Raw genomic sequence first — 20,990 nt, forward strand, 5'->3', positions numbered from 1 at the left:
GCGGCCATGGCGGCGAAAGGGCCTTGCCGCCGATGCCCCTTCGCCGCCATGGCGGCTCACGGTTGCCTGGATGACAGCTCGGCCAGGCCATGACCGCATTCCTTTGCGCCGGCTGACGTGCCCGGCCTACCATCGAGCACTTTTTTACCTTTTTCGGAGTTCGAGCCAATGAAGTTTCGCCCCGTCTGGTTGGCCCTGTCCCTGATCGCCGTGCTGCCGGCCGCCGCTGCCGAGCGCGGCTTCGATGTGCGCGACCTGGTCAAGCTGGATCGGTATTCCTCGCCCACGCTCTCGCCGGACGGCGCGCGCCTGGTGTTCGCCAGGCGCGTGATGAACGCCGAGCTGACCAAGGCCAGCACCGCGCTGTACCTGCGCGATCTGCGCACCGGCGATCTGGCCGCGCCCAGGCAGATCACGCCCGAGGGCTGGAATGTCAGCGCGCCGGCGTTCTCGCCCGACGGCCAGACCGTGTATTTCCTGTCGGACACATCCGGCAGCCAGCAGCTCCATGCGGTGCCGGCCACCGGCGGGCAGCCGCGCCAGCTGACCGATTTTGCCGTGGGCGTGGATGGCTTCAGGCTTTCACCGTCGGGCGATCGCATCGTCTTCAGCGTCGGCGTGTTCCAGGACTGCGGCTCGGATCTGGCCTGCACCAGGCAAAGACTCGACGCCGCTGAAAACGCCAAGGCCACCGGCAAGGTCTTTGACAGTCTGTTCGTGCGCCACTGGGATACCTGGAACGACGGCCGTCGCAACACCTTGTTCGTCGCGCCGCTGCCGGCGGCCGGCGCCGGGCCGGTGGTCGGTGCCTCGGCCATCAGCGCGACCATCGCCGGTGACGCGCCGTCCAAGCCGTTTGGCGGCATGGAGGACATCGCCTGGTCGCCGGACGGCAAGTCGGTGGTGGCCAGCATCCGCGTGGCCGGCAACAGGGAGCCGTGGTCGACCAACTTCGACCTGTACATGCTCGATGCCGCCGGCCGTGCCGCGCCGAAGAACCTGACCGCGGCCAACCCCGCCTGGGATGCCGGCCCGGTCTTCAGTGCCGACGGCAAGACCCTGTACTACCGTGCGATGAAGCGCCCGGGCTTCGAGGCCGACCGTTTCGGCCTGATGGCGATGGACCTGGCCAGCGGCAAGCTCAGCGAAATCGCTGTCGACTGGGACCGCTCGGCCGGCGAGATCGTGCTCGCCGATGACGGCAAGGCGATCTACACCACGGCCGACGACATGGGCGAACACCCGCTGTTCCGCATCGAGGTGGCCAGCGGCAAGGTCGACAAGCTGGTGGGCCAGGGCAGCATCGGCTCGCCGACCCTGGCCGGCCCGACCCTGGCCTTCACCCGCAACTCGCTCAACAGCGGCGATCAGGTGTTCGTGGCGCAGGCCGATGGCCAGCGGCCGCGTGCGATCACGCCCAGCGCACAGCAGATGCTGCCGGAGGTGAAGTTCGGCGATTACCAGCAGTTTTCCTTCAAGGGCTGGAACCAGGAAACCGTGCACGGCTATGTGGTCAAGCCGTACGACTACCAGGAAGGCAAGCAGTACCCGGTGGCATTCCTGATCCACGGCGGGCCGCAGGGCAGCTTCGGCAACGGCTGGAGCTACCGCTGGAACCCGCAGACCTATGCCGGCCAGGGCTACGCGGTGGTGATGATCGACTTCCACGGCTCCACCGGCTACGGCCAGGCCTTTACCGATGCGATCAGCCAGCACTGGGGCGACCGCCCGCTGGAAGACCTGCAGAAGGGCTGGGCCGCCGCGCAGCAGAAATACGCCTTCCTCAACGGCGACAAGGCCTGCGCGCTCGGCGCCAGCTACGGCGGCTACATGGTGTACTGGGCCGCCGGCAACTGGTTCAAGTCCGATGGAAGCGCGCCGTGGAAGTGCCTGGTCGACCACGACGGCGTGTTCGACAACCGGATGATGGCCTACAGCACCGAGGAGCTGTGGTTTTCCGAGTGGGAAAACGGCGGCACCCCGTGGGCCAATCCGGAGAAGTTCGAGCGGTTCAATCCGGTCAACCACGTCAAGGACTGGAAGACGCCGATCCTGGTGATCCACGGCCAGCAGGACTTCCGCATCCCGGTCGAGCAGGGCCTGGCCGCGTTCACCGCCGCCCAGGGCCTGGGGCTTGAGTCGAAGTTCCTGTACTTTCCCGACGAGAACCACTGGGTGCTCAAGCCGCAGAACTCGATCCAGTGGCACGACACGGTCAACGCCTGGCTCAGGCAGCACATCGGCGACTGAGTAGGCACGTCGGTGGGTCATGCCTGTCGCAGGGCGCCTTCGGGCGCCCTGTTTGTCTGAGGGTCACGCTGAGGCCTCTGATGAGCGGGAAATGTGCGTTCCGATGCGCGATCGGCTCCTATGGCCGCATGCCGCGCCGCCCGATGCGGGACTTGGGCTGGCCCACGACGGGCCTCGCCGCCAGCGCGCTTCAGGCCATCGTCGGGCGCGGTGCCTGCCGTTGCTGTTGTTCCTGATCCTGCTGCGTGGCGAGCACCTGCGATTGCGCGCGCAGTTGCTGGGCGCTCTGGTCTGCAGGTACCTGTGCGGCCTGGTTGGCATCGACATGGCTGCGCCGGTGTGCGGGATCGTCCAGTCGCCCCTGCACCGCGAACACGCCGCCGCGCGCATCGGGCACCAGGTGATCGATGCGTGACATGCCATCGGCACCGGCCTGAGCCGCCACTCGCGCCGCCGCGTTGAGGAATCGCACATCGTCCTGCAGGCCCAGGCGCTCGCGCTGTTCGCCGAGACTGCCGACCGCATCGCGCAGCAGCGTGTTGGCGGTGTCATCGGCAGCTCGCGCGCTGGCCGGATGGGCCGGTGCTGCCTCCCGGGCGCGCAGCTGCTGCAGGCTCTGCGACTGCATCACCGCCTCGATGCCATGCAGGTCGAGTCGATGCCCCAGCATCTTGCCGGGCACCAGGCGTTCCAGCACCGACAGCGGATCGGGATCGGGCAGCTCGATCTGATGCCCCGCCGCATCGGGCATCGCGTACCTGATCGGGAAACTGTCTTCCTGCAGATGGGTCAGAATCTCGTTGTCAACGTGGTAGCCGCGGATCAGGCCTTCCTTGGCGTAGTCCTTGGCGGCCTGTGCGTCGAGGCCGTGACGCTCAAGCGTGTGATCATGTACCCCTGCAGCGTTGTAGGTGACTGCAGGTACGTCATTGATCATGGAGGCAGCGGCCGCCAAGCCTCCGCCCAATGAGTGGCCGGTCATCACCAGGTTTTTCCCGAACACCTGCTTGGCCTGGTCAGCCAAGGCGATGGCAGATTCGTACTGCGGATCTTCGAGCCCAAGGCCTTGCCGAACGTTGGGGTTCCAGTCCCTTCCTTCATCGGTGCCACAAAACGCCAGTGCCACATGGCCGTTCGCATCTTGATAGAACGCTGCATCGAAGCCGCTTTTCTCATCATGTAAAAGTGCAGGATCGATGCCCGCATTGCGAACAGTGGCATCGTCCATGCGTCGCCAGGTACCAGAAAGCGTGCTTATGGCGGGCGATGCACTGGCTTTGCGGTCGTTGGCCACCGCGTAGAGATCACTCAACAGGCTCGGAAGCTGAAGGTCTTCGGCGTGCGGGGACCTGCCTCTCATTGCGTCGGAGAAGGGGAACGAATTTCCGGTCGCTGTCGCCGCTGTGTCGGCAGGCATGTCGTTGGAGATATTCATTGCGCTGTCCTTGCAAGGCGGGGGATTTTTCAGCCCGCCTCTTCGACAGGGATGCCATGATCAGCCAGCCAGGCTTTGACAGCGGCGCGCGCGCGCTTCCCATCTGCGTTGAGCAGCTTGTCAGGGGTGGTGAAGAAGTAAGGCTGGAATGTCGCGTGCTGGGCATTCCTTAGCCTCGGATCTACGCCCAGCTCAAGCAACTTCAGCACAAGGTCGCCGCCGGACGTTTGCGCGGCGACGTGCAATAGCGAGTTGTTCATGCTGTCGACCCGTTTCAGGTCCGCGCCCGCTTGAACCAGCAGATTGAATTGTTCGATGCGTTTGCTTTCCACCGCGCGAAAAATGGGTGTTCGCCCTCCGCGCGGGCTGACGACATCAATCGGGGCGTTCTTGTCGACCAGGACTTTCAGGTACTTCGGATCGTTCACCATCGCTGCCATGTGAACGACGGTCTCTTGGTCAATGCCAAACTCGGTCGGGTCCGCACCTGCATCCAGCAGCGCGGCCAGCGCCTCGGTGCTGCGGCTGTAGATGGCCCATTCCAGCAGGGTGACGTTCTTGTCGCCGTGGCCGGAAAGGTCAGTGGTGGGAGCAAGCGCGAGGATTTTTGCGCGGTCGCCGTCGGCGATGGCGCGAGCCATCTTTTCCAGCGACGGGTCGGGGAAGATCGCTTTTATATCAGTGGACTTCATCGCGGGTTGCTCCTGGGCGCCGGCGTCGTGGGTGCTGCAGCCGGCCAGGAAAAGGGTGACGGCAACGGCGATGGCGGCGGGGGCGTGCTGCATGGGGAGAGGGATTCCGGTAAGGGCGGCGTTGGTCTGGGACGTCGATAGGCGAGGGCAGTGCGCAGGCCGGCTTCGCCCGCACCATCGTATCGTGCTCGCGCGACTGTTGAGCCTTCAGCGCCAATGCTGTCTTCGATGCAGGTTGGGGCAGGCACATCGGGGCCCGGTGTCGGTGTAGATGCCGGCGCTGAAACCGCGCTTGTCGCTGTGCAGTTGCGGCTCGATACCGGCGCAGCGGACCTGGTCGGCAAAGCAAGACGCTGCGGCGTCGCTGGCAGGGGCGGTCTGAAACAGACGTGCGGCGCCGCTGATCAGCGAATCGAACTGCAGGCTCATGTTCTACCCGATGGCCATCGCACGGGCCGAGCGTAGTGGCTGACGGCGAAGCGGGCGACCCTGGTCATGTCCATCCGGATGTATCGAGGCCTGTTCCAGGACCTGTGTCGCAGATCAGCCCGACCGGAAACTGGAAAGGGCCAAGCGCCGGCCTAGCGCTCGACCTGCCCGGTCTTGGCTTGAGCTGCCCTGGAGAATTCTTCGAATGCTTCCAGTGCGTGCGCGGCATACATCAATGACGGACCGCCGCCCATGTAGACGGCGACGCCGAGCATTTCGCGCACCTCTTCTTCGGTGGCCCCCACGCGTACCAGCGCCTTGCCATGGAAGCCCAGGCAGTCTTCGCAGCGGACCGCAACGCCGATGGCCATCGCGATCAGCTCCTTGGTCTTCTCGTCGAGCACGCCGGGCGCCATCGCACTGCGGGCCAACGCCCCGAAGCCTTGCATCACCCCGGGTAACCCGTTGCGAAGCGATATCAGATGCTGGTTGGTGTTGGCGGTTAGGTCCTGATAGCGGTTGCTGGACATAAATCCTCCTCTTGGCCAAGGGTTGTATGGAGCATGGTCGTCACCACGCCATGTTGGGCCAGCAGAATGGCTGCAAGCAGATCTTCCGTTCACCAGTGAAAGTCAGCAGCGATTTCAGGAACCCGATCAAGAGTCGACTTTCCTTTTCGTCCGTGCCGGCGCGCAACAGATGCCGTAAAGCGCCTGGATCACCTGGAGCGCCGGCCCCGGCGCCAGCGAATAATAGACGGTCTACCCCTCGCGCCGCGTGTCGGCCAGGCCTTGGCCTTGGCTGACGGGGACGCGGGCAACTCTGGTCATGTCCATCCGGATGTATGGAGGCCTGTTCCAGGACTTGCGTCCCAGATCAGCCCGACCGGAAACTGGAAAGGGCCAAGCGCCGGCCTGGCCCTGCTGCGCAGGTCAACCAACTTTGGTCAGCAGCAGCGGAACCCGTTCCCACCGCCGAAGCGCGCCTGCTGGCGTTCGCGGAAGAAGGTCTTGTAGTCCATCGGCGTGCGGTCCGGGTGCTTGTCCAGCACGTGGCGCACGTAGTTGTCGTAGTCGGGAATGCCGCAGCACAGCCGCGCGGTCTGGACCAGGCGCCGCCACAGGCGGCGGTGCGCCTGGTACTGCCCGACCGGAACCAGTTCGGTGCCCATTACACGTCCACCATCTGGTGCGGCTCGAGCTTCACGTACGCCGTTTCCTTGTCGCTGCGTTGCGGATTGCGGCGTGCAGCCAGGATCGTCTTGACCGAATAGACCAGGACCGCGGCCACCACGAACAGGAACAGCACCGTCAGGCCGGTATTGACGTAGGCATTGACCACGATCTGGTGCATCTGGTCCATGGTCGTGGCCGGGGCGGTGACGGTGCCCTCGGCGATGGCCTGCTGGAACTTGCGCGCCTGGGCCAGGAAGCCCTGGCCCGGACTGGGGTCGAAGACCTTGATCAGGCCGGCGCTGGTCGTGCACAGCAGCAGCCATACCGCCGGCACGATGGTCACCCACGCGTAGCGGTCGCGCTTGAGCTTGAACAGCACCACCGTGGCCAGCATCAGCGCGATCCCGGCCAGCATCTGGTTGGAGATGCCGAACAGCGGCCACAGGGTCTTGATCCCGCCGAACGGATCGGTCACGCCGGTGTACAGCAGGTAGCCCCACAACGCCACGCAACCGGCGGTGGCGATGACGTTGGCCACCCACGATTCGGTCCGCTTCATCGCCGGGATGAAGTTGCCCAGCAGGTCCTGCAGCATGAACCGGCCCGCGCGCGTGCCGGCATCGACCGCAGTCAGGATGAACAGCGCTTCGAACAGGATCGCGAAGTGGTACCAGAAGCCCATGGAGTTCTCACTGGGCAGCACCTGGTGCAGGATCTGGGCGATGCCCACGGCCAGGGTCGGGGCGCCGCCGGCGCGGTTGAGGATGGTGGTCTCGCCGATGTCCGTGGCGGTGGCGGTGAGGACCTCGGGACTGATGGCAAAGCCCCATTCGCTGACCTTGGCGGCCACGGCCACCACCTCGGTGCCGACCGCGGCCGGCGGGGCGTTCATGGCGAAATACACGCCCGGCTCGATGATCGAGGCCGCCACCAGCGCCATGACCGCCACGAAGGATTCCATCAGCATGGCGCCGTAGCCGATGTAGGGCATGTGGCGCTCGTTGGCCAGCAGCTTGGGCGTGGTGCCCGAGCTGATCAGCGCGTGGAAACCGGAGACCGCGCCACAGGCGATGGTGATGAACAGAAACGGGAACAGGCCGCCGGTCCATACCGGCCCCAGGCCGTTGTGCGCGTACTCGGTCAGCGCCGGCATCTTCAGGTCGGGCCTGACCAGCAGGATGCCGATGGCCAGCGCGACGATGGTGCCGATCTTGAGGAACGTGGACAGATAGTCGCGCGGGGCCAGCAGCAGCCACACCGGCAGCACCGAGGCGATGAAGCCGTAGCCCACCATCATCCAGGTGATCGACTCCTTGGTGAAGGTGAACGCCGGGCCCCAGGTCGGGTCCACCGCCACCTTGCCGCCCAGCCAGATCGCCCCGAGCAGCAGGATCAGCCCCACCACCGAGATTTCACCGATCTTGCCGGGGCGGATGTAGCGCATGTACACGCCCATGCCGATTGCGATCGGCATCGTCGCCACCACGGTGAACATGCCCCACGGACTTTCGGCCAGGGCGTTGACCACCACCATCGCCAGCACCGCCAGGATGATGATCATGATCAGGAAGGCGCCGAACAGCGCGATGGTGCCGGGCACCTGGCCCATCTCCTCGCGCACCAGGTCGCCGAGCGAGCGCGCGTCGCGCCGGGTGGAGATGAACAGGATCATGAAATCCTGCACCGCCCCGGCCAGCACGACACCAAAGACCAGCCACAGCAGGCCGGGCAGGTAGCCCATCTGCGCGGCCAGCACCGGGCCGACCAACGGACCTGCGCCGGCGATGGCGGCGAAGTGGTGGCCGAACAGCACGTGCTTGTTGGTCGGCACGAAATCCAGACCGTCGTTGCGCAGCACCGCCGGGGTGGCCCGGGTCGGATCCAGGCGCATCACCTTGTCGGCGATGAACAGCGCGTAGTAGCGGTAGGCCACCAGGTAGATCGAGACCGCGGCGACCACGATCCAGATGGCGTTGACCGTCTCGCCGCGCCGCAGCGCCACCGTGCCCAGGCAGAACGCGCCAAGCAGCGCAAGCAACGCCCAGGCAACTTTGGAAAACCATTTCATGGTCAAGATTCCCGCTGGAAGTGATGGCAAGGGTTCATGAAGCCAGGTTGGGGGTCAATTGAAAAGCACGATTGGCGCCTCGTACTTTGGTCTAGGAGTCTGTCGGGCTTTCGATGGGCGGACCGAAGATTGGTCAAAAAATCGCCAAAACCGTCCGCGTACGTGCATAAAGCGAGTTTGCAGGACGCGAAGTCTCTAGAATTCACGTACGTGGCCCATTTTTTGGAAAGCCCGACAGGCTCCTAGGGCACAGGGCCGGGGATCCGGTCCTGGCCCTGGCCGCGGTCACAGCCAGCGTGCGCGCTTGAACAGCGCGTACAGCCCCGTGCAGACCACCGCGACCGCGCCCATCAGCCCGACATAGCCGAAGCGGGCGTGAAGCTCGGGCATGTGCTCGAAATTCATGCCGTACCAGCTGGTCATCAGGGTCGGCGCAGCAAGCAGCGCGGCCCAGGCGCCCAGGCGCTTGACCGTTTCGCCTTGGCCCAGGGTCACCAGCGACAGGTTGACACTCAGCGCGGTGCCCAGCATCTCGCGCAGGGTGTCGATGCCGTCGTTGACCCGTAGCGCATGGTCGTGGACATCGCGCATGTACAGCCGGATTTCCTCTGGCACCAACGGGCTCTGGGTGCGCACCAGGTGGTTGAGCACGTCCTGCAGCGGGCCCACCGCCACGCGCATCAGGGTGAGTTCGCGCTTGAGGTCATACAGGCGCCGCACCACTGCGCCCTTGTAGGTCTCGGAAAAGATGTCGCGCTCCAGCGCGAACAGTGCGTTGCGCGCGCCCTCGATGATCGGCAGGTAGTTGTCGACGATGAAGTCCAGCACGGTGTACAGGCAATAAGTCGGGCCCATCGCCAGCAGCTCCGGCTCGCGCTCGATGCGCAGTCGCGCCGGGGTGTAGGACAGCGATGCGCCATGGCGCACGGTGATGAGATAGCGCTGACCGAGGAAGGCCTGGGTCTCGCCGTAGCGGATCTTCTCGTCGATCACCTGCACGGTATGCATGGCCAGGAACATCGACTGGCCATAGGCTTCCAGCTTCGGCCGCTGGTGCGCCTTGCTGGCGTCCTCGATGGCCAGGTCGTGCAGGCCGAATTCCTCCTGCAGCTTCAGCAGCACCTCGCGAGGCGGCTGGTACAGGCCGACCCAGACAAAGGAGCCGTCATCGGCGGCCAGCACGTCGCTGATCTCATCCAGGGTCAGGTCGTGGCGCTTGCCGGCGCGGTCGTAGGAGGCGCAGGTGATCACGCTGGCGGGATTGCCGGGCGAGGAGGGCGGTTGGGGGATCGGAGCGGCGTCGATGTCCGCGGGCAGCAGGCTCATGGCAGACATCGTGCGCCAGCGGCGGTGGATGCCACAAGCGCCGGTGCCCGCCCGTGGTGTTGGCCACCTGCATGGCTGGCTGGCCAGGCAGTTGCTGGTGCGCTTGCCGATGACCTGAGCAATACCTCGCCAAAACCAAAAAACCCGCCAGCGCTGGCGGGTTTTTTTGGGGGCGCTTCTAGTAGTGGGAGCCACCATGGCGGCGAGGGGGTTCCCTGATGAAGCTATCGCCGCCATGGCGGCTCCCACCACAAATCAGGGAAGGTCAGGCGTTGTACCTGGCGAAGAACGCCTTGACGTCCGGGTAGACCTGTTCGCGCCAACGACGGCCGCTGAAGATGCCGTAGTGGCCGGCCCCCTTGACCGTGAGGTGCTGGTGGCTGGCCTCCGGGATGCCGGTGCACAACGCATGCGCCGCCTCGGTCTGGCCCAGCCCGGCGATGTCGTCCAGCTCGCCTTCGATGGTCATCAGCGCCGTGTCGGTGATCGCGGCCGGATCGACCCGTTGGCCGTCGATCTCCCACTGCCCGCGCGGCAGCAGGAATTCCTGGAACACGATCCGGATGGTGTCCAGGTAGAACTCGGCCGGCATGTCCAATACGGCGTTGTATTCGTCGTAGAAGCGGCGATGCGCAGCGGCGTCCTCCAGGTCGCCCTTGACCAGGTCGGTGTAGAAATCCCAGTGCGACATGAAGTGCCGGTTGGGATTCATCGCGATGAATCCGGCATGCTGCAGGAAGCCCGGATAGACCGCGCGGCCGTGGCCGGGATAGTTGGACGGCACGCTGTGGATGACGTTGTTCTCGAACCACGACAGCGGGTTGCGGGTGGCCAGGTCATTGACCTGGGTCGGGCTGACCCGCGCATCGATCGGCCCGCCCATCATCACCAGCGAGCGCGGCGTGGGCTCGCCGGCCGCAGCCATCAGCGACACCGCCGCCAGCACCGGCACGGTCGGCTGGCACACGCTCATCACGTGCAGCTGCTCGGCGCCGATATGGCGGATGAACTCCTGGATGTAGCCGACGTAGTCCTCCAGCCCGAAGCCGCCCGCCTCGGTGGGCACCAGGCGCGCGTCGACCCAGTCGGTCACGTACACCTTGTGGTCGCGCAGCAGCGTGCGCACGGTGTCGCGCAGCAGGGTGGCGTGGTGGCCGGACAGTGGTGCGACCACCAGCACGGTCGGCTGTGCCTTGAGCTTGTCGATGTAGACCGGGTCGTCGGTGTAGCGCTTGAAGCGCAGCAGCCGGCAGAACGGCTTGGCCATGACCTCCAGCTCGATCACCGGCACGGTGCGGCCTTCGGTCTCGACCTCGGGGATGTCCCAGGCAGGCTTCTCGTAGCCCTTGCCCAGGCGGTGCATCAGCTCGTGGTAGGCCGAGATGCGCTGCGCGCCGGGCAGGTTGGACAGCCAGCTGCTGGGGTCGGAGAACGCCCGCGAACTGGCCCCGGCCAGATGCACCCACGGGGCCATCCACTGGCGGCCAAATTCATGCCACTGGTAAAGCATCATATGTAAAAGCCGTTACAAATCCGGCGGTTGCCGCGGTGCAGCATAGCCGAATGTGGCCAGGCCAACGTGAACCGGCGACCGTCCGGTGCGGCCCATCAGGCCGAGGTTTCCAGGGCGGCGGCCTCGCTGGCCAGCTCCGGGCCCAGCCAGCAGTGCGATCCGGCCGGGCGCAGGCCCACCCTGCCCAGCTGGCGCCGGTACCAGGCCGCCGGACGCGCCACGAAGCCGTCGTGGTCGCCCTCGAACGCGTCCTGCGCGGTGAAGGTCTCCAGGAAGGCGACCCCGCCGCACAGTTGCGCCAGGCCGGGCAGGCCACGCTTGAGTTCGGCATCGGGCAGGTAATGCAGGACATCGGCACAGACCAGCAGGTCCACCGGCGGGCACGGCCGCAGCCACTGGAAATCGCCGAACGCGGCAAGGTGCAGGTTGCGGCGCCGGCCATGACGCTGCACCGCATAGTGGCTGCTGTCAAACCCCAGGTAGCGCAGCTTCGGCCGCAGTTTCAGCAGCGGGCCACGCCAGGCACCCTCGCCGCAGCCGATGTCCAGCACCGTGCGCAGCGGCCGCTCCAGCCAGTATTCGGCGCAGGCCACGGCCAGGGCCACCTTGCGCGCCAGACGCGCCGGGCCGCCGATGTCGCCGTGGCGGTACCAGCGCTGGAAATATGCCTGGTCGTACTGTTTGTCCAAGGGGGGCCGCCGCTGCGAGGAAATGGGCGACAATCATCGCCCCACCCCCGCCGCGCGCGCCACGGAGTCGATGCATGCAGGCCTACTTGCTGGTCAAGACCTTCCACCTGCTGTTCGTGATCGGCTGGATGGCCGCGGCGTTCTACCTGCCGCGGATCCTGGTCAACATCGCCGAAAGCGCCGGCCAGGCCGAGGTGCAGGCGCGGCTGCAGCTGATGGGACGGCGCCTGTACGGTTTTGGTCACGGCATGTTCGGGCTGGCGCTGATCCTGGGAGTGGTGCTGTGGCTGGGGTATCGGGTGCTTCCCGACTTTCCGACCATGGTCGGCGGGCCGGCCGGCTGGCTGCACGCCAAGATCGCGCTGGTGCTGCTGCTGCTGGCGCACTACATCGTGGCCGGACGCTGGCTCAAGGGCGTGGCCAGCGGCAGGACCGTGCCTTCGGCCAGGGCCCTGCGCTGGTTCAACGAGGTGCCGGTGCTGCTGCTGGTGGTGATCGTGTACCTGGTGCTGGCCAAGCCGTTCTGAGGATGGGTTCCGGGCCAGCAGGGTCCGGTTGAAGTGGAACGGGAAAAGCCCTGGTGAAAAGCCGGGGCCACGGTGACGGGCCGGGCCGGCTGCACGGCCGGCCCGGTGCTTGGAGGGTCATGGAGCCGACCTGCGGCAACTCCGTTCCGACATGCCGCTGCCTTCGCATGGCCTGCGTGGCCCCGGGCACGATCGGCGCGGGGCCACGGCGCGGATGTTCCGGCGCGGCTTCCGACGGGTTTCCCACAGGAACTTGGCCATCCTTCCGGTGCCGTTGGACCCGACCCCGTTGGCCATGCCCGAGCGCAACCTCTCTCCCGCTGTCTTTGCCAGGCGCCGACCGCCGTGGGCCGCTGCAGCGCCGGCGGCTCGGTCAAGTTGCCGTGCCCGGCGTGATCAAGCGGCCACCGTGCCGCCAGGCGCTGGCCGGGGCACCGGGCTCGCAGACCCCCGCGCAGGTCGTGGAGGCTGGTGGAGGGTTGGGGCATGGCGGTGACCTGGCAGCTGCCGCCCCGGGTCGTAGGCGTTGCCACCAACCTGTTGCTGACCTGCGCCCTGGGCGCACTGCTGGCGTTCTCCTTTTTGGGTTCACGTGGCATCTGGGATCCGGACGAAGGGCGCTACAGCAACGTGGCGCTGACCATGCTCGATACCGGCGACTGGCTCACGCCCAGGCGCAACAGCACCATCGGCCACTGGACCAAGCCACCCGGCACCTACTGGATGGTGGCCGGCAGCGTGGCCCTGTTCGGCGAAACCCCCTGGGCCGCCCGGCTGCCCATTGCGCTGTCCTACCTGGCCTGCATGTTGCTGGCCGGCCTGTGCGCGGATCGGCTGTTCCCGGGCAGCGGGCCAGTGGCAGCCATCGCCTACGCCACGATGAGCACCCCGTCCGTGGCCGGACAGTTGATCACGACCGACTTTCCCCTGGCGGCCAGCCAGGCGCTGGCGATGTATGCCTGGCTCGGGCGCAGGGCGGGCGACGCGCTGTATCGGCATCGATGGCTGCTGCTGATGTGGGCGGCCTTCGGCATCGGCTTCATGATCAAGGGGCCTCCGGCGCTGCTGCCGCTGCTGGCGGTGGGGCTGGCGGGCATGCTCTGCCCGGCGCCCGGCCTGCGCTGGCGGTGGCATCTGTCCGGCATCGTGGTGTTCCTGGCGATCGCGCTGCCGTGGTACCTGATGGTGGCGGCGCGCAATCCCGGGCTGCTCGGGTATTTCCTCGGCGCCGAGGTCATTGACCGCGTCGCCACCGACCGCTTCGGCCGCAGCGGGCAATGGTATGGCTGGCTGCAGGTCTATGTGCCGGTCCTGACCCTGGGCACCTTGCCGTGGACCGGCGACCTGTGGCGCTGGCTGCGCCAGCTGCCGGGCCACCTGCGCAGCTGGCGTGCGCGGCGCCAAGGCAGCGTGGACCAACAGCTGCTGCTGGCGCTGTGGATCCTGGTGCCGCTGCTGGTGTTCTGCCTGGCCAGGTCGCGCATGCCGCTGTATCTGCTGCCGCTCTTCGTCCCGCTGGCCGTTGCCGTGGCCGGCCAGCGGCTTCAGGCGGGCAGGCGGTTCAACTGGAAATGGCTCGGCGCATGGATCGTGCTGCTGCTGGCGGCGCGTGCCGGCGGTGCGCTATGGCCCACCCACAAGGACGCCTCCACCTGGGCCGAGGCGATCAGGGCCCGGGTCCACGGCCCGATCCATGAAGTGGTGTTCGTCGAAGACATGGCCCGCTATGGACTTCACCTGCACCTGGGGACCGAAATCAGGAAGGTGTCGGTCATGCCTGTCCCCGCTGCGCGCTTCAATCCCACCTACGACGGCGCGCTGCAGGCCGAACTGAAGCAGGCCGAACGCGACCCGGGCCTGGTGTTCGTCGTCAAGCAGGCGCGATACCCAGAGGTCGAGCGGGTGATCCACGCCTACGGCTATGCGGTCCACCCGTGGGGCTCGCCGTTCCAGGGCCGGGTGCTGTTCGGCGTGGAACCTGCCGCGGATGCGGCCCGGTGACGGTCAGGTAAAGCGGGGGCGCGGCGGCAGCGTGGCCGCCGCGGTGCAGGGCGCAGCGCGCCCGGCCGGGGCGTCCATGTCTTGCCCTGGACGCGGCTATTTCGCCTCGAATGCCTTGGCCGGCGGCAGTTCCACCGGCACGCCCGCTGCATCGCACGTGCCTGCCGCGCACAGGCGCTGGCGCAGCTTCGGGGTGGCCTGCACGATCAGGTGGTAGAGCGTGTTCTGTTCGAGCGTGCCGTGGAAGGCCGCGCTGCCCGGGCCGGTGGCCCAGATGCCGACGTCATCGCCGCCATGGGTCTCGGCCTTGAGCGGGATCATGCTTTCCTGCAGGTAATCCGGTGCTTGGGTATCGACGTGGGTCAGGTCGGGGCGGCCGGTCGAGGGGTGCACGTTGGCCGGTTGGTGCGGATGGTGTTTGGATCCCTGCGGCTGGGCGTTGCTGGCCCCGGGGTAGCCGGGGCCGTTGGCATAGCTGAGCGTGGTGTAGGGCAGGCCGAGCTGGTCGCGGGCGTACTGGGTGCGGTCGCCCTCTTCGCCGCCCAGGCCGCGGACCTTGCCCAGGATCGGGTTGCCGCGCACCGGATAGCCGACGAAGTTCAGCGAATGGGAATGGTCGGCAGTGACGATGATCAGCGTCTCCGGCGGCGCGGCCTGCATGGCGGCGCGCACCGCATCGGACAGGGCCACGGTCTCGTCCAGCGCGCGGAAGGCGTTGCCGTTGTGGTGGGCGTGGTCGATGCGGCCGGCTTCAACCATCAGGGCAAAGCCCTGCGGCGTGCGCGCCAGCGCCTGGATCGCGGTGGTGGTCATCTCGGCCAGGCTGGGTTCGCCGCCGGGCGTGCGGTCGCGGTCATGGTCGAACTGCATGTGGTCCGGCTCGAACAGGCCCAGCAGCGCCGGTGCATCCTTGGCTGCCCGCAGTTGGCCGGTGTTCCAGACGTAGGCGCCGCCGGGGTGGGCCTGTTTCCACTCGGCCACCAGGTCGCGGCCGTCCAGGCGCAGGCCGACCTTGTCGGCGTATTCGGGGTCGCGCGCGGTGGCCGGCTGGAACTGGCCGCGCCCACCGCCCAGGGCCACCAGCGGACCGCGGCCAAAGCGCGCGTCGGTCAGCAGCTGCTGGGCGATGTCGGTGCAGCCGGCGGCCCTGGCTTTGGGCGGCAGGTCGGCGTCGCTTTCCCAGTTGCGCTCCGGGGAATGGGCGTAGGTGGCTGCGGGTGTGGCATGGGTCAGGCGCGTGGTGGTCACGATGCCGGTGGCCATGCCGGCGCTGTCGGCCAGCTGCAGCCAGCTCAACAGGCCCTTGTCCAGGCTGTCGGCACAGTCATTGCGGGTGCCGGCGCTGACGCCGATGGCGCCCATGTGCGACTTCACGCCGGTCATGATGGCGGTCATGGTCCCGGCCGAATCGGGCGTCTGCGAATCGGTGTTGTAGGTCTTGCTCAGCGCGGTGGCGGGGAAGCCCTCCCAGCTCAGGGCATTCTCCTCGCCCGGGCCGCCCTTGCGCTGGCCTTCCAGGATGCGCGCGGCGGCCACGGTGGTCAGGCTCATGCCATCGCCCAGGAACAGGATCACGTTGCGCGCCCGGCCGGTCATTGCGCCGTTGCCGGCCGCGCTGGCCGCACCGCTGCGATACCACCATTGCGGGGTTTCGCCTTGCGGATGGGTCACCCCGGGCACCTGCATCGGCGGTGCGGCCATGGCGGTGGCGGTGGACGAGGGCGGGGTCGCGCAGCCGGCCAGGACGGTCGCGGTCAGGACGGCGGCGATGCGGGTGGCGTGGCGCATGCGGGAGCGGCTTCTGTAGGGATCGGCCCTCGATTATGCGCAGCCTCCGCGGCACTGCTGTGACGCCTGCCCACGCTGTCGTGGACGCCAGTGCTGTCGGCGCTGTCCCGCCACTGGTCCGCCGGGTTCCAGCGCGGGCGTCGTCACCGCCCGGTGCCTGGGCTAAGGTGCGCCCCGAGACCAAAATGACGGCAAGGGTGTGGCAATGAAACTGATCCAGGCGTGGCTGAAGATCCCGTTCTGGCAACGCGTGGTGGCCGGTTTCGTGTTGGGTGCGCTGGCTGGCTGGGCGCTGGGGCCGCGTGCGGAAACCTGGTTCGGCCCGCTGGGCGAGCTGTACGTCACCCTGATCAAGATGATCGCCATCCCGCTGGTGTTCTTCGCGGTGATCAATGCGATCTCGGCGCTGAGCGGGCAGAAATCGATCGCCGCCCTGGGCGCACGCACCTTCGGCTGGTTCGTCATCACCGCCAGTCTGGCGGTGGGCGTGGGCCTGCTGGTCGGCACGATCCTGCAGCCGGGCAGTGGCGCGCCGAGCATCGCCATCGATCCGGCCTGGAAGCCACGCGATGTGCCCAGCCCGGTCAGGGTATTGCTGGACGTGGTGCCCGCCAACCCCTTTTTTGCCCTGGCCGGGATCGGGACCCGCACCAACGCCGCCGGTGAGACCGTGCTGGCCGCCGGCCGCGGCTCGATCCTGCCGGTGATCTTCTTCGCCGCGCTGCTGGGGTTTGCGATGGTCAAGCTGGGTGATCGGGTGAGCGAAGCGCGCAGGCTGACCGCGCAGCTGAGCGAGATCATGATCCAGGTGACCCGCTTCGTGCTGGAGGTCACTCCGATCGGCACCTTCGGCCTGATCGCCGCGCTGGTGGGGGCCTACGGGTTCGAGAAACTGTTGCCGCTGGGCAACTTCGTGCTGGCGCTTTACCTTGCCTGCGCGCTGCACATCGTCTTCGTCTACGGCGGCCTGCTGGTGGCCCACGGATTGAATCCGCTGAAGTTCTTCCGCGGTGCCGCGCCCGGCATGCAGGTGGCCTTCGTCAGCTCATCCAGCTTCGCGGCCATGCCGGTGGCGCTGCGTTCGATCACCCACAACCTGGGCGTCAACAGGGACTATGCGTCCTTTGCCGTGCCGCTGGGCGCCAGCATCAAGATGGATGGCTGCGGGGCGATCTACCCGGCGCTGTGCGCGGTGTTCATTTCGCAGTACACCGGCGTGCCGCTGACCGGCAACCAGTACCTCATCGTGCTGATCGCCTCGGTGCTGGGCAGCTTCGGCACCGCCGGGGTGCCGGGCACGGCGGTGGTGATGGCCACGGTGGTGCTGAGCGCCGCCGGCCTGCCGCTGGAGACCATCGGCTACCTCTACGCGATCGACCGCATCCTGGACATGATGCGCACCCTGACCAACGTCACCGGGCAGATGCTGGTGCCGGTGCTGGTCGCACGCGAGACCGGCCTGCTGGACAGGCAGACCTACGATGCGGCGCCGACCAACGTCGGGATCGAGTCGCCCACGCGCGGCTGAAACCCGGCAATGTGCAGGAAATGGCGCTGTCGCCGCGCGCGCCTTGTCCGTTTTCACCGCCAGCTGCGCATCGCGCGCAAAGTACGATGACCCGGCCAGGCAGTCGGTGATCGTGGTCGGCGACGGCAAGGCGGTGGGCGAGCAGCTCAAGGAGTTCGCGACCTTCAAGCTGCAAAGGTAGACCGCGTTGACAAGGCACTGAAGGGCCTCGGCCGTGCGCAGGGATCAGTGTTCCTGCACGGGGGGTGCTTTTTAGACTTCCAGCCGCGGGGTGGCCAGGCGCGTGGCCACCAAGGCCAGCGGGATGGGCAGCAGCAGGCTGGCCACCGTCACCCAGGCGGGGAAGGGAACCAGCGCCGCCAGCCCGATCGCCGCCAGCATCACCACTGCACCGACGGTGACCGCCGCACCGCCACGGTGGCTGCGTGCGATGAACGCCGCGCACAGGCCGCCCAGCAGGCCCGCCAGCGCGTAGCCGCCGATCACCCAGGCCAGGGCCTGGCGTGGCGCGGCCAGCGCATAGGCAGCCAGACTGGAAAAGGTGTAGAAGTCCGGGCCGGCCGGCAGCCGATACACACGCTGGTAGCCGTGATAGGCGCCGACCATGACCGCCGCGGCGACCAGGCTGCCAAGCACGACGGCGATGAGCGTGCGCATGAGACATGCATTCCATTGGGGGAGGGCAGAGGATCGCGCGAAACTCGGCGTTGCCGCAACCGGGCTATGCTGCGCCCAGTCACGGCCAGGCCGCACGCTCCGGCGGTGGCCACTGCCCCCAGGCACGACCCAGGAGTCCGCATGCGCGGCGAACAGCGTGAACTGACGTTTCGATTCCTTGCCGAGCCCAAGGACGTCAACTACGGCGGCAAGGTGCACGGCGGGGTGGTGATGCGCTGGATCGACCAGGTCGGCTATGCGGCGGCGGTCGGCTGGAGTGGCCACTACAGCGTGACCGTGGCGGTGGGCGGCATCCGCTTCGTCGCGCCGATCCGGATCGGTGATGTGGTGACCATCACCGCCAAGCTGGTGCACACCGGCACCAGCAGCATGCACTTTGCCGTCGACGTGCGCGCCCGCGGCCTGGGCCTGGAGGATGGCAGCTCCGCCAGCCGGCTGTGCACGCACTGCGTGATCGTGTTCGTGGCCATGGACCAGGCAGAAGGCCGACCGACTGCGGTGCCGGCCTGGACCCCGGTCAACGACCAGGACCATCGCCTGGCCGAATACGCGACCAAGGTGATGGAGCTGAGCAAGGGCATCGAGCAGACCGTGGCGGCCTTCCACGCCGACGCGCCTTGATGGCCCGGCCGCAGACCCCTGCAGGCATGAAAAAAGCCAGCGCATGCGCCGGCTTTTTTCATGATCCAAGTAAGGCGCCGCGTTACATCGTCACGCGACGGGCCTGCATGAAGCGGCCGCCCCAGTAGCCGGAGGTCAAGGTGTCCACGCGGACATCCTTGCCGGTGCTGGGCGAGTGCAGGAAGCGGCCTTCGCCGACGTAGATGCCGACATGGTTGACCCGGCCACGCACGCCGAAGAACACCAGGTCGCCCTGGCGCAGTTCGTCGCGGTTGCTGATGAGCTGGCCCTCGCCGCTGGCCGCCATGTCGCGCGACACGCGCGGCAGGTCCACGCCCAGCGCGGTACGGAACACGTAGCCGACCAGGCCGCTGCAGTCCAGGCCACTGTCCGGATCAGTTCCGCCCCAGCGGTACGGGGTGCCCAGCAGGGTCAGGGCCCGCTGCAGCACGCTCTGGACCTTGCCGACCTCGGTTTCGTTGGCGGCGGCCGCGCCGGTCAGGTCGTAGTTGCTCAGCAGGCGGCTCAGGTCGCCGGCCAGCATCGCCGAACGGTCCATCACCGGCACCGTGTCGGTGGCGGCCAGGCGCGGCAGCAGGGCGGTCAGGGTGGCGGCGGCGGCCTGGGTGGCCTTGTCGCGCAGGCTGCTGCCGGTGCTGGCCACGGCCGGCACCGCGGCGCCGGGCACCAGGGCCGAAGCGGGAAGGGTCACTGCCAGGGGTGTGGCGGCGAGGGACTGGCCTGCCGGTACGGCGGCCGGGCCGGCGGGGGTGATGGTGGTCGGAACGCCGGTGGCGACCGTGGTCGGGACCGGGCTGGTCACCGTGGCGACATCGCCGGAGAGGGTATGGATGGCCTGCGGCTGGGAGCCAGGGGCAGCATCCTGAGCGATCGCCAATGGCGAGGCCGACGTGCCCAGCAGGGCCAGGATCAGAAGGTGGAGCGAACCGCGACGGGGTCGGCGGGTGGTGAGCGGTGTGCCTGACGGCAGGTCATCGTTCGTCACGGGCAGATGAAGGTTTCGTGGCGGAGACAGGAGTGTGCCGTTAGATCCAAGTGAAAATGTTCAAAGTTCGTTAGGTTTCCGGGGTGTGACCTGATACTTCCATCACATTTTCAGCCATCACCTCTACTCAACAACGCGCCGGGCGCCGGTGTAGTGATCCCGCCAGTAGGGGCCGTCCAGATCATCCAGGCGCACGGTGCCACCGCTGCTGGGGGCGTGGACGAAGCGCCCCTGACCCAGGTAGATGCCAACATGGCTGACATTGCCGCGGCTGCCGAAAAACACCAGGTCGGCCGGCGCCAGACGGTCCTGGTCGATCTTCGGGCCCTGGACCTTGGCCAGTTCGCCCGAGCTGCGCGGCAGGCGCAGGTCGAGCATGTCGCGATAGACATAGCTGACCAGGCCGCTGCAGTCGAAGCCCGAATCGGGCGTGTTGCCGCCGTAGCGGTAGGGCGTGCCGACCAGGCCCAGCGCCCGCATCAGCACGCCGTTGACCGCGGCCGGGTCGGCGACCTGGACCGTCGGCCAGGCCTTGTCCGAGGGTGGCGCAGCGGGCCTGCGGACCAGCGCGCGCTCGCTGCCGCAACCGGCCAGCAGGCTGGCACCCAATGCCAGCCAGGCGGCGGCATGGGCGACTGGCAAGCGCTTGGGCGAGCCGGGATAATGGGCGGTCTTCATGGCGGCCCATGTTGACCGCATGCCCTGCGGCAGACAAGCCGCGCACCCGCCGCCCGCCGCGGCCCATCCAAGAGTGTTCAATGAAAATCGCCAAAGACAGCGTCGTGCGTTTCCACTACACCGTTTCCGAAATCGGCGCCGAGCCGCTGGAGAGTTCCGAAGGCCGCGAGCCGCTGGCGATCCTGGTCGGCCACGGCAACATCATCCCGGGCCTGGAGAAGGCGATGATGGACAGGGAAGCCGGCGAGCAGTTCGGCGTGGACGTCGAGGCGGCCCAGGCCTATGGCGACAAGCGCGACGGCCTGACCCAGCGCGTGCCCAAGAAGCACTTCGGGGCGCAGAAGCTGGCCCCGGGTCAGCAGGTCGTCCTGCAGACCAACTTCGGCCCGCGCGCGGTGACCGTGCAGAAGGTGGGCATGAGCGTGGTCGATGTGGATCTCAACCATCCGATGGCCGGCAAGGACCTGCATTTCGAGGTGGAAGTGGTCCAGGTGCGGCAAGCTACGCCCGAAGAGCTCGAGCATGGCCATGTCCATGGCGACGGTGGCCACGATCACTGATCGGCGTCCAACGCGATCGATCTGGC

Annotated in this window: 20 protein-coding genes; 7 read left to right on the forward strand and 13 right to left on the reverse strand. The window is 67.3% G+C overall.

From position 1 onward, the window contains the following. Positions 1-168 precede the first annotated feature (168 nt). Entirely contained in the window at positions 169-2,250 is a 2,082-nt protein-coding gene (locus DSC_RS05345) for a S9 family peptidase (protein ID WP_014160117.1), read from the forward strand. Between the two features lie 190 nt (positions 2,251-2,440). On the opposite strand, the gene DSC_RS05350 is transcribed toward DSC_RS05345, so the two are convergent. From DSC_RS05350 to DSC_RS05390, 9 genes are all read right to left on the reverse strand, one after another. After that, positions 2,441-3,667 carry a Tle-like phospholipase domain-containing protein gene (locus tag DSC_RS05350; RefSeq protein WP_043290991.1) on the reverse strand — a complete coding sequence of 409 codons (1,227 nt, stop codon included), beginning with the start codon at positions 3,665-3,667 and terminating at the stop codon, positions 2,441-2,443. Positions 3,668-3,714: 47 nt separating this feature from the next. Further along, positions 3,715-4,470, reverse strand: a complete 756-nt coding sequence (locus DSC_RS05355) for an ankyrin repeat domain-containing protein (RefSeq protein ID WP_014160119.1) — start codon at positions 4,468-4,470, stop codon at positions 3,715-3,717. A 114-nt stretch (positions 4,471-4,584) separates the two neighbouring features. Beyond that, a complete protein-coding gene (locus DSC_RS05360) occupies positions 4,585-4,806 on the reverse strand; it encodes a hypothetical protein (RefSeq protein ID WP_014160120.1) in 222 nt (73 codons plus the stop codon). Positions 4,807-4,958: 152 nt separating this feature from the next. Next, on the reverse strand, positions 4,959-5,336 hold the full coding sequence (locus DSC_RS05365) for a carboxymuconolactone decarboxylase family protein (protein ID WP_014160121.1): 378 nt from the start codon (positions 5,334-5,336) through the stop codon (positions 4,959-4,961). 416 nt (positions 5,337-5,752) lie between these two features. Continuing rightward, positions 5,753-5,977 carry a YbdD/YjiX family protein gene (locus DSC_RS05370; RefSeq protein ID WP_014160122.1) on the reverse strand — a complete coding sequence of 75 codons (225 nt, stop codon included), beginning with the start codon at positions 5,975-5,977 and terminating at the stop codon, positions 5,753-5,755. Beyond that, positions 5,977-8,049 carry a carbon starvation CstA family protein gene (locus DSC_RS05375; protein ID WP_014160123.1) on the reverse strand — a complete coding sequence of 691 codons (2,073 nt, stop codon included), beginning with the start codon at positions 8,047-8,049 and terminating at the stop codon, positions 5,977-5,979. Before DSC_RS05375 ends, DSC_RS05370 begins: the two co-directional genes overlap by 1 nt. A 285-nt stretch (positions 8,050-8,334) precedes the next feature. After that, positions 8,335-9,375 (reverse strand): magnesium and cobalt transport protein CorA, encoded by a 1,041-nt coding sequence (locus DSC_RS05380; RefSeq protein WP_014160124.1) that lies wholly within the window; start codon positions 9,373-9,375, stop codon positions 8,335-8,337. 265 nt (positions 9,376-9,640) lie between these two features. Continuing rightward, on the reverse strand, positions 9,641-10,885 hold the full coding sequence (locus DSC_RS05385; protein WP_043290993.1) for a polyhydroxyalkanoate depolymerase: 1,245 nt from the start codon (positions 10,883-10,885) through the stop codon (positions 9,641-9,643). Positions 10,886-10,983: 98 nt separating this feature from the next. Next, a complete protein-coding gene (locus DSC_RS05390; protein WP_014160127.1) occupies positions 10,984-11,577 on the reverse strand; it encodes a class I SAM-dependent DNA methyltransferase in 594 nt (197 codons plus the stop codon). 74 nt (positions 11,578-11,651) lie between these two features. On the opposite strand from DSC_RS05390, the gene DSC_RS05395 reads away from it, so the two are divergent. Together DSC_RS05395 and DSC_RS05400 are read left to right on the forward strand one after the other, a co-directional pair. Further along, a complete protein-coding gene (locus tag DSC_RS05395) occupies positions 11,652-12,104 on the forward strand; it encodes a CopD family protein (RefSeq protein ID WP_014160128.1) in 453 nt (150 codons plus the stop codon). A 486-nt stretch (positions 12,105-12,590) separates the two neighbouring features. Next, a complete protein-coding gene (locus DSC_RS05400) occupies positions 12,591-14,105 on the forward strand; it encodes an ArnT family glycosyltransferase (protein ID WP_014160129.1) in 1,515 nt (504 codons plus the stop codon). Between the two features lie 96 nt (positions 14,106-14,201). Here the strand turns inward: DSC_RS05400 and DSC_RS05405 are convergent, their stop codons facing one another. Beyond that, the gene (locus DSC_RS05405; protein ID WP_014160130.1) at positions 14,202-15,893 is read right to left on the reverse strand and encodes an alkaline phosphatase; all 1,692 of its coding nucleotides are present in this window, start codon (positions 15,891-15,893) and stop codon (positions 14,202-14,204) included. Positions 15,894-16,098: 205 nt separating this feature from the next. Here DSC_RS05405 and DSC_RS05410 point away from each other — a divergent pair, with 205 nt between their 5' ends. Together DSC_RS05410 and DSC_RS16840 are read left to right on the forward strand one after the other, a co-directional pair. Continuing rightward, positions 16,099-17,421, forward strand: a complete 1,323-nt coding sequence (locus DSC_RS05410) for a dicarboxylate/amino acid:cation symporter (RefSeq protein WP_014160131.1) — start codon at positions 16,099-16,101, stop codon at positions 17,419-17,421. 43 nt (positions 17,422-17,464) lie between these two features. Further along, positions 17,465-17,602, forward strand: a complete 138-nt coding sequence (locus DSC_RS16840; RefSeq protein ID WP_014160132.1) for a hypothetical protein — start codon at positions 17,465-17,467, stop codon at positions 17,600-17,602. A 71-nt stretch (positions 17,603-17,673) separates the two neighbouring features. Here DSC_RS16840 and DSC_RS05415 read toward each other — a convergent pair whose 3' ends face one another. Beyond that, on the reverse strand, positions 17,674-18,078 hold the full coding sequence (locus DSC_RS05415) for a hypothetical protein (protein ID WP_014160133.1): 405 nt from the start codon (positions 18,076-18,078) through the stop codon (positions 17,674-17,676). A 141-nt stretch (positions 18,079-18,219) separates the two neighbouring features. Here DSC_RS05415 and DSC_RS05420 point away from each other — a divergent pair, with 141 nt between their 5' ends. Then, positions 18,220-18,720 carry an acyl-CoA thioesterase gene (locus tag DSC_RS05420; RefSeq protein ID WP_014160134.1) on the forward strand — a complete coding sequence of 167 codons (501 nt, stop codon included), beginning with the start codon at positions 18,220-18,222 and terminating at the stop codon, positions 18,718-18,720. 82 nt (positions 18,721-18,802) lie between these two features. On the opposite strand, the gene DSC_RS05425 is transcribed toward DSC_RS05420, so the two are convergent. Next, the gene (locus DSC_RS05425) at positions 18,803-19,495 is read right to left on the reverse strand and encodes a C40 family peptidase (protein WP_052299837.1); all 693 of its coding nucleotides are present in this window, start codon (positions 19,493-19,495) and stop codon (positions 18,803-18,805) included. 354 nt (positions 19,496-19,849) lie between these two features. Then, the gene (locus DSC_RS05430) at positions 19,850-20,404 is read right to left on the reverse strand and encodes a C40 family peptidase (protein ID WP_014160136.1); all 555 of its coding nucleotides are present in this window, start codon (positions 20,402-20,404) and stop codon (positions 19,850-19,852) included. An 80-nt stretch (positions 20,405-20,484) separates the two neighbouring features. On the opposite strand from DSC_RS05430, the gene DSC_RS05435 reads away from it, so the two are divergent. Continuing rightward, positions 20,485-20,964, forward strand: a complete 480-nt coding sequence (locus DSC_RS05435) for an FKBP-type peptidyl-prolyl cis-trans isomerase (protein WP_014160137.1) — start codon at positions 20,485-20,487, stop codon at positions 20,962-20,964. Positions 20,965-20,990 lie beyond the last annotated feature (26 nt).

The sequence above is a fragment of the Pseudoxanthomonas spadix BD-a59 genome (assembly GCF_000233915.3).
Lineage (GTDB): Bacteria > Pseudomonadota > Gammaproteobacteria > Xanthomonadales > Xanthomonadaceae > Pseudoxanthomonas_A > Pseudoxanthomonas_A spadix.